The following is a 13,572-nucleotide window of genomic DNA, read 5'->3' on the forward strand; positions in this document are numbered from 1 at the left end:
CGCCCGCGGTATGCACAGCGCCAACGACAACAATGATCGCGACTTTCAGATCCACTATCAGTCGACGGTGGCAGCGGGCGGACGGCCCTACAGTGACTACGCCCGGGCCTATATCTTTGGCACCGATATGGCCACCGACGCGGGTATTCATGGTCACACGTGGGATGTGGTTGAGCCAGACTTGCGCCGTACCTGGAATCAGAGCCATCCAAACACCTGGGACGAGTTCAAGACAGCCGTGCGCTACGCTTGGGAGAAGGGTTCGAGACAACACTAGGCGGCAGCACCCGGTCGAGCATAGGAGGCTGAATCTAACGATAGCCTTGTATCTTGATCGATTTGCCTTAAAGCCTTCTGATCGAAGCTGAGAAACGATTTTCAATAGAGTAAAGGGAGATATGAGCATGAATCTTCGTAGAAACGAGCGGGCCACCGGATCGCACGACGACGATGCCGCCCCCCAGGCAGCAAACTATCTGCGCTCCCATAGCATAGATGAGATGGCCAATGACGTGCAGGACAAAGTCGATGCGGTCACCGAGAGCCGCTTCAACAAAGCCACCAAAGCCGCCGCCGACGCCCTTGAGCGCAGCGGAGACTACCTTCAAGATCAGGATGTTAACGGGCTACGCGGCGGTCTGAAAAAAATGATCCGCCGTTATCCGATCCCAATACTCTTGATCACCGCAGTCGTCACGTTTATGCTCGGCCGCAAGATCTTCCAGACATTCCGCTAGGCTTCGACCGGGCAGCGTTCAGCAAAGGCTTGAAAGGGGCGCCCGGTGGCATACATCGCAGGCGCAGCTTGTCTCTGGCGAGAGTGCCATGTGCTCTCCGCGATATACGGTTGCATGACAGCAGCGCTGCCGAGAACACGAATGTTCTCGGCAGCGCTGCTGTCAACGTTTTGCCGCCAGCGTACCTTAGGGCGTCGTCCTCCCGTCAGCAGCGCCGATGGGCCATCCTTGTTTTTGCTCATCACAGAGCGATAAGTCCTTCTCAAACGTTCACGGCTTCTGGGCTGGTTGATTTCTATCCACAGCCGCGCTCACCCTCTCTGGCTCGTCGAAGATCATGCTATCGCGGATAAAGTCGAGGATCAGCCGCTCGACGATCTCGGGGTTGTTCACGACGATGATGTGGTTTGCACCCGGGACGGTGATCAGCTTCGAGCCGGGGATGTGACTGTGGATGACCTGCGAGTCCTCGACGGTGAAGACCGTGTCCTCTTCGCCGACGACGACCCACACCGGCTGGGTCATGGTGCGCAGCGCGGCGACGCCGTCGTACTGGGCGATGCCGCGATAAACCATCAGCCAGGCTCGCAGCGTGGTATGCGAGGCGTCGGCCATCAGCCGGTTCAGGTGGATATCGCCTGTCCCCTTGAAGGGCTGCATATCGTTGTGCAGCAGCGCCCGCCGCTCGGTTGGCAGCAACTCCAGCAGCCGTCCGACCAGCCCGATCACCCACGGGGCCTGTGTCGCTGCCCAGCGCGGTGCCACCGGCGCGTGGGCGGCGGTGTCGAGCAGGAGGTAGCCCTTGCTGATCCGTGGGTGGGCCTGGTGGAACATTGTGGTGACCATTCCGCCGAAGCAGTGGCCGACCATTCAAACGAATATGCCGAGGGTGTCAGCCGTGGTAACAGGCTCCCCAGGTGGATGTGGCCGATGAACTGGCGCAGGAGTTCATCCAGATGGTGCGGGAGCGCACGGCTGCGGCGTTTGATGGGTGGCTCCAGCGAGCCACGGCCAGTGGGATTGCCGAGCTTCAGCGCTTTGTCGTCGGGTGAGAACGCGACAAAGCGGCGGTGGTGGCCGCCCTCTCATTGCCCTACCGCAATGGACAAGTCGAGGGCCAGGTGAATCGGCTGAAGCTGATCAAGCGCAGCATGTATGGACGAGCCACGTTTGACCTGCTCCGTCGCCGCATACTCGCTCGCGCTTCCGAAGCGACGCCTCCTGCACGGAAAGTGCGGGAGAGCCCCTTTTCACTTGACAAAAACAAGTGGAAGCGGATCTACCAGGAGCAGGGGGTGACCGGGCTGCAGATCGGGTATCTTGGCTCGGTCAGCTATCTGACCGAGGAAGAACGTACGCAAACCATCGCGTGGTTGCAAGCGCAGGAGCGCTGGAGTGTGGCCGAGTTGCAGACCTACCTCAAAACCACCTTTGAGGTGGAGTACCAGTCGCTTCAAAGTTACGACGACCTCTTGCACGCGGCGGGACTGAGTTGGCAGAAAACGCAGGCGCAGAGTCCCAAGAAAACGATCAAGCCATCGCGGCCAAACGCGAAGAACGAACGGCGTATATGGAAGCGCACCGTGAAGAAATCCTGGCTGGGACGCGCAAGGTGTTGTTCGTTGACGAGTGTTTCCTGGTTTGGAGCGATGCCTGTGGCTACGCCTGGGGCAAGCGGGATACGCGTACGACCATTGCCCTGACCAACCCCCGCGAACGCCAGACCTACGACGGTGCGCTGGCTGCGCGGACGGGCGAGATGACCGTGGTGCGCTGGATGCGCGGACGGGCGAGATGACCGTGGTGCCCTATTGCGTCGCCGATCAGCTGTCAACGACGGATTTCCTCCTCACCTTGCACGACCGCCAGCGCGACGTGAAGCTCACCATCTGTTGGGATAACGCGAGTTGGCACACCTGTCGCGCCGTCAAAGCGTTGCTTGCGGAGATCAATGCAGGGCGCGAACCCGAAGACTGGATCATCACCTGCCTCAACTTCGCCCCACATGCCCCGGAGCAGAATCCGATTGAGGAGGTGTGGCGTCAAGGGAAGACCGACCTGCGGGCCAATCCCCAAAATGATGCGACCTTCGAGGAATTTGCCGCGCGCTTTGTCGCTCGGCTTGACGAACAAAAGTTTGACTTCGCCAAGCTCGCGCTCTACGGTGATGTACGAATGATTTAGGATTGCTATAGTTGTGTGCAAAACCAAAACAGCACCAGTACTGTAGGGGCGATATAAGATGCCGCGTCCTGCGGCAAAAAAAGGATAAGATGATGCAAAACGAAATCATAAATATAGCAAAAGAAAATGGAATAATAATCATTCAGGACTCATTAAATATCAATGAATCCGGTGTTGATTTCTGCGTTGCTCATGCACTCGATGTTAATGAAGATAAGTGGATTTTTAAAATGCCACGCAGACCAGAATCAATGAGGCATGCAACTATCCACGCTGACCACCTATCGGCAGCAGGCCGAATGCATGAGCCTTTGAGCGCACGGGAACAGGAAATTTTGCGCCTCATCGCCCAGGGTTGCTCCAATCGCGAGATCGGCGAGCGGCTCTATCTGGCGCTAGACACGGTAAAAGGGCACAATCGCCGGATCTTTGCGAAACTTCAGGTGCAGCGCGGCGGTGCAGATGTATCGTCGCTGCCCACCGCTACGTAGATCAGGGTCACAAAAAGGGCAATGTCGTGATTCAAGTCATCCACCCGTTATATGGAAATCAACCAGCCGAAAAGCCGTGAACGTTCGATTCATGCCCTGCGCACGATTGGGGTGCCCTGCGGACCGTGCAGCTGGAAGCTTTGCCATCGGCATCTCAAGCACAAAGAGGCCATGCCGTTGGGGTAATCAGCGCAACGCTTCCGACCACGCCGCATATTTGCGTGCGTACGGGATCGCTGCGTTGGCCGGGCTGGTCGACGGTAGCTGAACATAGACGAGGTCTGGGCGCACGGCACGGATCCTGGCCGCTACGTGCTTGTCGTAGATGGCCTTCGCTTTGGCACCATTGAAGCAGACCTGGTGAATGTGGGGATGGTTGACCAAAAACGTCGCTAGGTCGTTGGGCACCACCGACCTGGCATCAATGTCTGCATCGAGGCTCGACGTACGCGTGCAGCATTGCACCACATCCCAGAGCGCGATCCGGGCGGACTGGAGGGCCAACTGACGTTCCTCATACGAAGCCTCGGGCGAGAACCCCAGGATTTCCGCCATGAGCCGCCAGAAGAGGTTGCGCGGATGGGCATAGTATTGCCCGGCTGCCAGCGAGGCCTTGCCCGGCATCGTGCCAAGGATCAAGCGTTCCGCTGTCTCAGCGCTGATCGGGGGAAAGCTATGAAGATACGGTGGTACATTCATCAGTCAGTTGCTAGCGTCAATGGTCATCCATGAGCAGGAGCATGAACAAGCGACGCATCACGGTTCTCCCTTCGTACCATCACCATCGCCCGCACCTCTCCACACGATGGCTTCCGCGAAGCCACGGGCGCGCCACGGGCGCAGGGTGGGCAAAGACGGTCTCCTTCGCATCGCGACGCTTCATCGCCGTTGTACGGAAAGGATCAGGTGGGCACGACCCACCGCTGGAACAATACAACGCACGGTCAGCGTGGGTATGATGCGGGGAGGATACTGCGCTGAGCATACCATAGCCGTGAACCCGCGATAGTGAAGGTTGATGAAGCCCTGCGTGAAGATCTTTTTTTGTATGGTTATGCACAATTAACTTTTTCCCTGGTGGTGGGTGCAACAGTCACCGCTACCGAAACGCCCCGGTGGTCACCGGATGCAACGGCGTGCCTATGCGAAGCTGCGTTGGTACGCTCTCAGCCCGTCCGATCAGCAGTGGCGCGATGTCCAGGGCATGCTCCGGGTGCAGCAGAGCGACGTTGACCTGAACTATCTCTGGGTGTGGGGGGACAGCTGTAGAGTGACATGGTATACTGGTTGTAACACTGAAAGTACACGAGAGTCGCATAGGTGATAGTGCAATGCAGTGTCTCTGATCAAATATTCGGAGGCTGTGCTCACATACAAGAGTCAAAGGTAAGATCGCAGTAGCGCATAAGGAACGCTGTCACGCTGAACGAAGTGAAGCGTCCCTGCCGAGATGCTTCGCTTTGCTCAGCATGAGGGAAACCGGCACAGTGTGACTTCTGCGGTATTGCGGGTCCGCCTTCGCACGCTCATCGCCCTGCGCTGGAACCAGGAACCCCCGATGACCAGAATCCGCGCTGCTCTCGCACCGCTCCGGCGCCTGCTCGCCATAATCCTGCTGCTCTGTTTGCTGCCCGTCCCGTCGCCGGCGCGAGCTGCCGTCGGCTTCGACGTGATCACCCTGCCTCCGAACCCGGAGCTCCAGGCGCTGGCGGGCGGCCTGATCGACAACAACGGTACGGTCTACTTCCTCGCCCAGATCGCCGGCACCATCGGCGTCTACCGGCTGATCGCCAACAGTATCGAGCCCTTCCTGCTCGACGGCGCTCAGGTGCCCGCCCAGCTGCCCTCGGGGATCGGCACCAGCATTACGATCAACCGCGCCGAGCCCTGGTTCGTCGACGCGAGCGGGCGCGTTTATTTCTGGATCATCGAAGCTGGGCAGAGCCTGGTCACGCGGGCGCTGCGCCTGGAGGTCGGCGGCGGCTTCACGCTGCTGGAGTTGGGGCCGCCCGGCAGCCGCTTCCGCAACGAAACCGCGACGAGCAGCGGCCGCTGGCTCGCTACCGAGGATGCCGAAGTCGAGGGGGACTCGGGTTTTATCGTCTACCGCAGCGATGGCGTGAGCAGCCAGGAAGTCTTACGGCGGCCGTCCACGCGTACTTCGTGCAGTAACGGCAGGCTCGCCGCAGCCAGCAGCAACGAGTCGCGGGTGCGCATAAACGCCAACGGCAAGGGGGTGATCCACGAGATCCTGAGCACACTGGTCTACCCCAACTCCGACTGCAGCGGGCCGCGCCCGCGCTTAGAGCAGATCGGCTTTCGCATCAGCAGTCTGAACGGCACCACCCAGGTCGAACAGCAATTTTCGACCACCGAAGTCAGCGCCCTTGAGGTGCGCAGCCTCCAGTTGAATGACGCCGACAACCTGATCTACGCGCTGCTCACCTTTGCACCGAACGACACCTGGAACTTCAGGCTGGTGCGCGACGGCAGTACCCTGCTTGAGCGCAGCGGCAGCGGCCAGCCTTCGCGTTCGATCAGTGCCACCTTCAGCAGTGCGCTGCTTCAGCCCGATGGCAGCGTGGTCTACCAAATGGCCCCCGGCGACGACCCGGCGCAGCCAGCCGGCGGGCTGTTCCGCGACTCCACCCTGATCCTCGCCGGCAACGATCCGCTCTTCCCCGCCCCGATCAGCTTCAGCTTCCTGTATCGGGCGAGCAGCGGGGGCGCGCTGGCAGCCAATTATTTCGATCCGACGCTCAGCCGGGCCCGGATCGTGCTGCTCTCGCCCACCCTCGGTCGCTGGATCAACGGCGACGGCGGCGCCTGGAGCGACCCGACCAACTGGGCGGGCGAAGAGGTGCCGGGCCAGGGCGACAGGGCGCTGTTCAACCTGGCGAATGCCTACACCGTCAGCACCGGTACGCAGCAAGTGGGCAGTGTGGAGCTGCAGGACGGCGAGGTGACCTGGACGGCAGGCGAGTTGGCGATCATCGGCGCGCTGCGGGTGGGCAGCCGGGATGGGCAGGGCGAGACGAGTCTGTCGGTCGTGGATCGGGTGCAGGTGGGCGAACTGTACGTGGGCGCGCTGCCGACCAGCGCCACCGACGACGAAACAAACGCCATCGTTCAGATCCTCGCGGACGGGCAGATCGACGTGAGCGGGCCGCTGGTAATCGGGCAGGCGGGCCGCGCCGGCTTCGGGCTCTTTGGCGGGAAGCTCACCACGGGTGAAACGAAACTTGGTGTTGGCGGGGTGGGGCGCTTCGCTACCCTCGTAGGCGGGCAATGGGACTCGGGTAGCCTGCTGGTGGGCGAGAGCTACCCCGGCTACATCAGCCTCGTCGGCGGCAGCGCGTTGCAGAGCAGCAGCGCACGGATTGGCGGCGAACCCTTCTCGCCGAACTTCGATCCCGCCTTCGACCCCAGCGGCGGTGAAGGCGGCTTCTCGCAGGTGTCGGTCAGTGGGGTCGGCTTCGATGAGGCGATCAACCCCACCAACTCAACCAGCTGGAGCATCCAGGCCGGGCTGGAGCTCGGCAGCGGCCACCCCGGCAGCCTACGCATCAGCGACGGCGGCAGCGTGCAGGTCGCGGAGACCCTTGCGGTAGATAATCTGGCACCGGGGCTCCCCGTGGCGTTGCCGCCCGGCTCATCAACGTGGAGCCGCGTGCTGGTCGGTGGGGTCGACGAGAGCCTGCAGCAGCCGGCCACGCTGCTGATCGGGCAGGATCTGCTGCTCGGCAACACCGCCGGGGCCGTCTCCAGCCTGCGCATCGTTGACGGCGGCATCGTCGATATCGGCCGTTCGCTCTCAGTCGGCCACCAGCCCGGATCGCTGCCCATCGTGTTCGTGGAGGGCGCGGGCGCGACCCTCACCGCCGGGCAGGGGGCCGGCGCGAGCTGTAGTATCGGTTTCAGTGGAACCGGCGATTTCAGGGTGAGTGACGGCGGTGCCTTCCGCTGCGTCGGCCCGCTCTTCATCGGCCTGGGCGACGACGAGGCGTCGCTGTCGGTTGCCGGTGCGGAGAGCCAGACGCGGGCACAGCGCATCGAGGTGGGTGCCCCGGCCAGCGCCGAGCCTACCGGCGCCGGGGCAATCGAACTGGACGGCGGGCGCGTCGTTGCCGACCAGAGCCTCACCATCTGGGAGAACGGCACCCTCGGCGGCAGTGGCGCGATCGTCGGTACCCTGGTGAACCACGGCACGATCAACGTCGGGCTGGAACCCCTGCCGCCGAATGGCAATCTCCAGACACTGGCCGCGCTCGGTACCCAACCGGGCACCCTGTCCATTGTAGGTGCGGCGACCTTTCTACCCGACAGCAAGCTACGGCTGGATCTCGTCGGGGCGGATCAGTACGACCAGTTGACTGTCAGCGGGGCGGCGCAACTCGATGGCGAACTCGTACTCGCGTTCGGCGAGGGCTACGCACCCCGCGCCGGCGACAGCTTCGCGTTCGTCGGCGCCGGCAGCAGCGCGGGCGCGTTCTCGACCGTTACGGTGACCGGTCTGGCACCTGGATGGCAGTTCAACCTGAGCAGCAGCGGCGGCGTCACTACGCTGCGCTCGGAGAGCGACGCTGTGGCTACCACCACCCCGACGCTGCAGCGTGTCTACCTGCCCCTGGCCCGCCGCTAAGGGGCCAGGCGCACGCTGAACATGAACAGCCCGCGCGACACATCCGTGTTTCGCGGGTTCCCCGTGCACCGACGCACTGAAGCGCTATGGCAATTGCATCTTGCGTTGGTGCGTGTCGCTAGCCTCGCGGATCACCTCGATCCGCCCCCACCGTCGGCGTCAACGCCATCGGCTACGGCCTTCGCCAGCTGGATCAGGCCACGCAGATGACCTTTGGTGCCCAGGAGCCAAGGCGTTGACGCCCAGGGCACGGGCTTCTACGCATTTTCATTCTTGAAAACCATCAACGCTGGGAGGAGTGCCTTGCTTCAGCAGCTTTTGCCCATTGGGTTGCGCTAAACCGGCAACTCTGATACCATCGTGCTACATGTGAAGACATCCGTCCGACCGTGCCGGTGAACCCAGCTTCCCTGCCCGTTGCCAACAGAGCCTTGCGGGTTCCATTGGGCCAACCCCGGTGGGTAAAAGGTTCAAGGTCATGTCCCCTGGGATATGCAACCGCTGTCAGGTTCGTCCGGACAGCACTGGTCAAGAGGCCATACGTCTCGGATGCCATGCGCCTGTGGCTTGGTAGCACGAGGGAAAAGCCCAAGCATAGACGCTTGGGTCACTGCCAAGAAGGAGACCTGAATCATGCGAATAAGCCAAACGATGTGGCCCTTAACCTTCCTGCTGCTCCTCTCACTCCTCATTGCACAGCACGCGACGGCACGGACGCCCGCAGCGACGATGGAAGCCCGACCGCAAAACCTGGCGGCAACGATGACGCCCACGCTGGCGCAGGGAACGGCAGAGTGTGCCTTTGCCAGATCTCCGCATACGGTCTATTTGCCTATGCTGGCGCGAGATAGAGCAGCGCCTACCCCCCAACCGATGACTCGCGCACTGCAATACCAGATAGGCAAGACCTATGTTTATGACTACCAGATGTCCAACCATTCCCTTTTCGGCACCGTGAGCCAGGACGAAGGAATAAGGGCCGAAACCCCCAGCACCACGCTCTCGTATGGTCAAGCGCGCATCAGCATCACCGGCCAAGAGGGGGCTGATGTTTTTGTTGGCTCTATCATCTTGGTCAGCCCGGTTTTGTGCCAACAAAACCCTGCCGGGCCGGATGAGTTTGTGGATGACCCGCAGATTTTGACCGACCTGCTCACGCCGATGCTCTTCAAACAAGATACCTCCGGCGCGATTGTGGAGGTACAAGTGGCGCAAGGGGTGAACCCCGAAGCGGCCAATATCCTCAAGGGTGTGCTGAACTCACTGCAAGGAAGCCTGGCAGAAGAAAATAGTTACACTACTGTGGAATATGGCGGGCAAGGGGTCTACGAAGCCCAGTACACCGCTGTGCTGCAAGGGGATGGGCTGCACCTGACCAAACGGCTGACCGATGAGGCTTTCACCACGCTTTATAGCAGGGGGAATTTGCAGGGCGTCACGCTGACAAATACGGTTCAGATGGTGCTAGACCGAGGGCATGGCGTCTTTCGTTCCGTCTCGTTTCACGAACTGACGGATGTGATGGACGAAAACCCGATGCTGATTGACCCAGATACGCTTGGTGGCATAGCCATTTGGGGCACCTCCCGCTCGACAGGTTGGTTGCAGTTACGGGCCGTCGAAAACACCCCGACCCAGGTGACCGCCCAAACAGCCCATCTGGTGTACGAAAGGGCGGGCCTCGGCGCTGATCTGGGCGAAATACCCGAACTTACCTATGGCATTAATATGGATACGCTAGACTTGGACGCGGAGCTCGACGCCTATGCCACTGCTGTCGGCGACGACCTGGCTGCCTATGTCCGTATGCGCCAGATCATGGTTGTCGACGGCCGTAATCCGGCAACGGCTGTTGTCCTTCCCGCCATCGCCAACCGCCTGAGCAACAGCCTGGCCAATGAACCCATCACCAACCGCTACATTGATTTGCTCGGCAACGACGGTTCTCCCGACGCCCAAGCTCTGCTGCGCCGCCTGATTGACCCTGCTGACCCCCTGTTTGCGCAGGCATCTGCGGGCAGCAAGGAACAGGTCTTTGCCAATCTAGCGCTGCTGGAAGAGCCGCAGCCAGAAACCTATAACCTGATCCAGGCGCTCATCAGCAACCCAGCGCTCACGCCAGACGAGCAGCATATGGCCCTGCTTGCCTGGGGCACCTTTGGCCGCGCCCTGGCCGATCGCAACCCCGGGATGGCTACGACGATCTACGGCGACCTGAGTTCGCGCCTCTCAACGGCCGTTTCCCCAGAGCAGACCCGGCTCCTCTTACTGGCCCTGGGCAACACCGGCCATCCCAACCTGCTCACCCTCATCAATACCTACTTGCCAACCACCAACCAGGACACCGACGAACGGGTGCAGATGGCCGCCTACTGGGCGTTGCGCTTTGTGCCCGGCAACCAGGCCGAGAGCATTCTCATCCAGGCGCTGGAAGATGACGGCGGCATCGTCAAGCCCCTGCCCAAAGAAGGGGCAGCCATTGCCCTGAAAAACCGCCCCGGCAAGCCCAGCGATGCCGCGAAAACCGCCCTGGCTGGTTACTATGGCGATCCGCCGCAGCCAGGCGGCGCATTCTACCGCGCCTGGGACAAAGCAATCGGCGGCAAACGCTTTGGCGGCAATCTCCCCGGCTCAGTGGTCATTGAGAGCGTACCAAGGATCAAAGCCCACGCTACGCAACAAGCCAACTACTTCATAGACATCCCGAAATTTGATTTCTACCGGTCGGGAACGTTGGCGACCGCCAATGTGTGGAGCCTCCCTGTGAACGACAATGTGCAGCAATTTGGCTACAACTATCAGGTATTCAACCAGAACGTCAAGGAAGTGCAATACAATGTCGCGTGCGCCGACGCAGATGGCGGCCCGATCAGACAGGGGCATCTTGACCTCTACGAATTGGACTTCAGTTACCCGGTCTGGTGGATATTGAAGGTGGGAGTGAAGTTAGAAGCCGCTGCCATTTATAACCTCAGCTACGAATATGAGTGGGAAGTATGCAATCCCATCAATCTGACAGCAGAAATCAGGGCAATTGGCGACGCCAAAGTCCACGTGTCTGCTTTCGGTTACGGGCAGGTATGGCCGGTGCGTGGCGGCCCCAAACTGGCAGCCGACGTGATTCACGCAGAGTTGACGGCCAGGTCGAGCGGAACGTACACGGTGCAAGATGGCTTTCAGGCGTGCCTGCACGTCCCAGCATACCTCAAGGCAGGCAGCGGTGCCTTCTCTATCTATGCAGAAAGATGGAAGGTGATTAAGTTCAAGTGGGATATTGCGTACCAATATACCGACCCAGACTGGAATTTCACTCTTTGGTCTGGGAACATAAACATCATCCCCCGTTACTGCATTCCATGAACGTGCTGCTTTTGCACGATCAATTGCGTGACCATCTATGGTCAGGTGAGCGAATACAACTGCCAGGAGAACGACCATCTCGCCGCTCTTCCTCGGTCTCGCTGCGCCAGGACAATCGTTCTGCTTCACCCGGAATCCTTCCAGGGCCGTAGCGATCGTCACCGGAGAGTACCACCCAGCACTCCAGAACTGGCACGGTAAGGTCGATCTGTCCACCATCTTCCTCGCCGTCTTCACCGGCGGCAAGATCGCCGCAACGACGCTCCAGGCGCTGGCCGCACTGCGACCGGCACCAGGGTACGCAGTTCACTTCGGCGACAATGGCTGATCTGAGCTTGGTTTATCTGTGGGGTGCATATTTGTGACGCCTTCATGTGCTATCATCAGTCTGGTGAGACAACAGCGTGTCTGCAAGATCAGTGAGGTTTTCCTTGAATCGCCGACGTATCGTTGATATCTTTCAAGACGTAACCAATCCAAGCATTCCTGTTCTCTTTTTGGTCGGTACCATCGTGCTGGCCGTGCTTGGCAATGCTGTCTATGATCTCCTTTTCATCGTGCTGAGTCCTGACCCCGATCAAGCAGTCGTGGTTCGCCTCATGCTGCTCAGCGGTGGTTCCCTCTTGCTCCTCGCCCTCATTGTTGGCTTCCTCTGGCTTTGGTACAATGCCCGTCGGCGACCACCTTTGAAGCCACTCAAGCCAGCGCAGATTCTTGATCGAAGCTATGCTGGCCTTGTTGTCTTTGTGAGCGAAAATCCACAAGCAAGCGAACAGCGTGCGATTCAGCATCATTTACGTGATCGAACGTTGACCCATCTCTGGCTGATTGTGTCACGTGAGGCACGTGGCAATGCGCAGATGCTCACGGGATGGCTCCGTACCGAATCAGGTGGTGATCGGGTACAACTCACTCAATTGCCCCTCACGGATGCGTTTGATATCGAAGCTTCGCATCGTGCCGTGGTCGATGCGCTCGAAACGGCTGATGCAATGGTGGATCAACTGATTGTGGATATCACGTCAGGAACAAAACAGATGAGTGCAGGCGCAGTTTTGGCCTGTCGTGAGTACGGTGTACCGATGCAATACGTACGAACCGTCTACGAACATGGCCGGGTCGTTCGTGATGCGCCAGCACAATTGATGAAAGTACAATTATGATCCTGGTACTCAACTACAGTCACCCGCTCACCCAGGAACAGCGAACGCAGATCGCCGCGCACTGCGGTGTGAGCAGCCTGGAAGTTCGTGATTTGCTTGCCCAGATAGACCGCGCCCGTCCCTTGGCAGATATTGCGCAGGAACTGGCGAATGCGGCAGATCTGACACCCGAAGCCTGGCAAACCACGCCGATCATCCTGAACCCACCGGCCCTGGCACCGGTCGCCCTGGCCCTGGTTGCCGAATTGCATGGGCGTTGTGGTGGGTTCCCGACGATGCTCAACATCCGTCCGGTGGCTCAGAGTGTGCCGACACGCTATGAAGTGGCTGAGATCGTCAACCTACAAACCCTGCGTGACGCAGCTCGTGGGCGGCGCATCTGAATACAGTGCAAGGGCACATGCGAATTGCACGATACCGGTGGGAGGCGTGCGTAGAGAACGCACCATCCCCACAGGCGACACGGTAACCACGGATCGTGGCATGCCGGCGACAGGGCGCCGCAGCGATGAGATGGCGCGGTGTTGGCGACACCATCGCCGGTGATACCCAAGGCCTGCTCGCCTGGGTCAAGGAAAACAATCCCAAGGTCTTCATTCCGGAGGGCCGCCTCGACAAAACCCGCCAACCCGCGGGGGACCCGGATTGCAGCCTCGGCGTCAAGAAGCGCCGCAATGCCGCGCCCGACGAGGCGGCTGACGGTCATGACCATCCGGCCCCGACGACCGACGCGACCCCACGGGCGAAGATCCAGATCGGCGTCGACATCTTCTGGGGCTACGCCACCGGGATCGTCGTCACGCGCCTGCCGCATGGCCCCGAGGTTGTCCTGGCCGAACGGACGCGCCCCTTTCACGAGAGCGATCCCTCGTACTTCTTCCCGTTGATGGAACAGGTCGAGGCGCGGTTGGGGCGCCGCCCACGCTTTGGCACGTGGGACGCTGTTAAATGTCAACTAGATTTGCCGCCTGGTGTCAACTAGATTTGCCGGTTCC

Annotated in this window: 13 protein-coding genes; 11 read left to right on the plus strand and 2 right to left on the minus strand. The window is 60.4% G+C overall.

What is annotated here, in order from left to right:
• The coding region (locus tag EYB53_RS01390) for a hypothetical protein (RefSeq protein ID WP_205712552.1) at positions 1-277 on the plus strand (277 nt) is incomplete at its 5' end.
• Positions 278-398: 121 nt separating this feature from the next.
• Positions 399-737 carry a hypothetical protein gene (locus tag EYB53_RS01395; protein WP_135475939.1) on the plus strand — a complete coding sequence of 113 codons (339 nt, stop codon included), beginning with the start codon at positions 399-401 and terminating at the stop codon, positions 735-737.
• Positions 738-1,007: 270 nt separating this feature from the next.
• Here the strand turns inward: EYB53_RS01395 and EYB53_RS01400 are convergent, their stop codons facing one another.
• Positions 1,008-1,607, minus strand: coding sequence for an alpha/beta hydrolase (locus EYB53_RS01400; protein WP_135475941.1), 600 nt, complete (start codon positions 1,605-1,607; stop codon positions 1,008-1,010).
• Positions 1,608-1,654: 47 nt separating this feature from the next.
• Between EYB53_RS01400 and EYB53_RS26950 the strand changes: the two genes are divergently transcribed.
• The 4 genes from EYB53_RS26950 to EYB53_RS26960 all read left to right on the plus strand — a co-directional run bounded on the left by EYB53_RS26950 (position 1,655) and on the right by EYB53_RS26960 (position 3,412).
• Positions 1,655-1,789: a hypothetical protein gene (locus tag EYB53_RS26950; protein WP_371879047.1), complete on the plus strand. Its 135-nt coding sequence runs from the start codon at positions 1,655-1,657 to the stop codon at positions 1,787-1,789.
• A 21-nt stretch (positions 1,790-1,810) separates the two neighbouring features.
• Entirely contained in the window at positions 1,811-2,440 is a 630-nt protein-coding gene (locus EYB53_RS26955; protein ID WP_135475943.1) for a helix-turn-helix domain-containing protein, read from the plus strand.
• A complete protein-coding gene (locus tag EYB53_RS01410; RefSeq protein ID WP_371879048.1) occupies positions 2,367-2,921 on the plus strand; it encodes a transposase in 555 nt (184 codons plus the stop codon). The genes EYB53_RS26955 and EYB53_RS01410 overlap by 74 nt, the downstream gene beginning before the upstream one ends.
• Positions 2,922-3,010: 89 nt before the next feature.
• Positions 3,011-3,412, plus strand: a complete 402-nt coding sequence (locus EYB53_RS26960; RefSeq protein WP_135475947.1) for a LuxR C-terminal-related transcriptional regulator — start codon at positions 3,011-3,013, stop codon at positions 3,410-3,412.
• A gap of 186 nt (positions 3,413-3,598) precedes the next feature.
• On the opposite strand, the gene EYB53_RS01420 is transcribed toward EYB53_RS26960, so the two are convergent.
• The gene (locus EYB53_RS01420) at positions 3,599-4,111 is read right to left on the minus strand and encodes a DNA-deoxyinosine glycosylase (protein ID WP_135475949.1); all 513 of its coding nucleotides are present in this window, start codon (positions 4,109-4,111) and stop codon (positions 3,599-3,601) included.
• Positions 4,112-4,970: 859 nt separating this feature from the next.
• Here EYB53_RS01420 and EYB53_RS01425 point away from each other — a divergent pair.
• The 5 genes from EYB53_RS01425 to EYB53_RS01445 all read left to right on the plus strand — a co-directional run bounded on the left by EYB53_RS01425 (position 4,971) and on the right by EYB53_RS01445 (position 13,559).
• Complete coding sequence (locus EYB53_RS01425; protein WP_135475951.1) at positions 4,971-8,054, plus strand: hypothetical protein; 3,084 nt, start codon at positions 4,971-4,973, stop codon at positions 8,052-8,054.
• Between the two features lie 633 nt (positions 8,055-8,687).
• Positions 8,688-11,414, plus strand: coding sequence for a hypothetical protein (locus EYB53_RS01430; protein ID WP_135475953.1), 2,727 nt, complete (start codon positions 8,688-8,690; stop codon positions 11,412-11,414).
• A gap of 431 nt (positions 11,415-11,845) precedes the next feature.
• The gene (locus EYB53_RS01435) at positions 11,846-12,577 is read left to right on the plus strand and encodes a DUF1887 family protein (RefSeq protein ID WP_135475955.1); all 732 of its coding nucleotides are present in this window, start codon (positions 11,846-11,848) and stop codon (positions 12,575-12,577) included.
• Positions 12,574-12,960, plus strand: coding sequence for a CRISPR-associated protein Csx15 (gene csx15, locus EYB53_RS01440; RefSeq protein ID WP_216863536.1), 387 nt, complete (start codon positions 12,574-12,576; stop codon positions 12,958-12,960). Before EYB53_RS01435 ends, csx15 begins: the two co-directional genes overlap by 4 nt.
• A gap of 125 nt (positions 12,961-13,085) precedes the next feature.
• Entirely contained in the window at positions 13,086-13,559 is a 474-nt protein-coding gene (locus tag EYB53_RS01445) for a hypothetical protein (RefSeq protein ID WP_135475957.1), read from the plus strand.
• The last annotated feature ends 13 nt before the right edge of the window (positions 13,560-13,572 follow it).

This window comes from Candidatus Chloroploca mongolica, from assembly GCF_004762035.2.
In the GTDB taxonomy this organism is placed as follows: domain Bacteria; phylum Chloroflexota; class Chloroflexia; order Chloroflexales; family Chloroflexaceae; genus Chloroploca; species Chloroploca mongolica.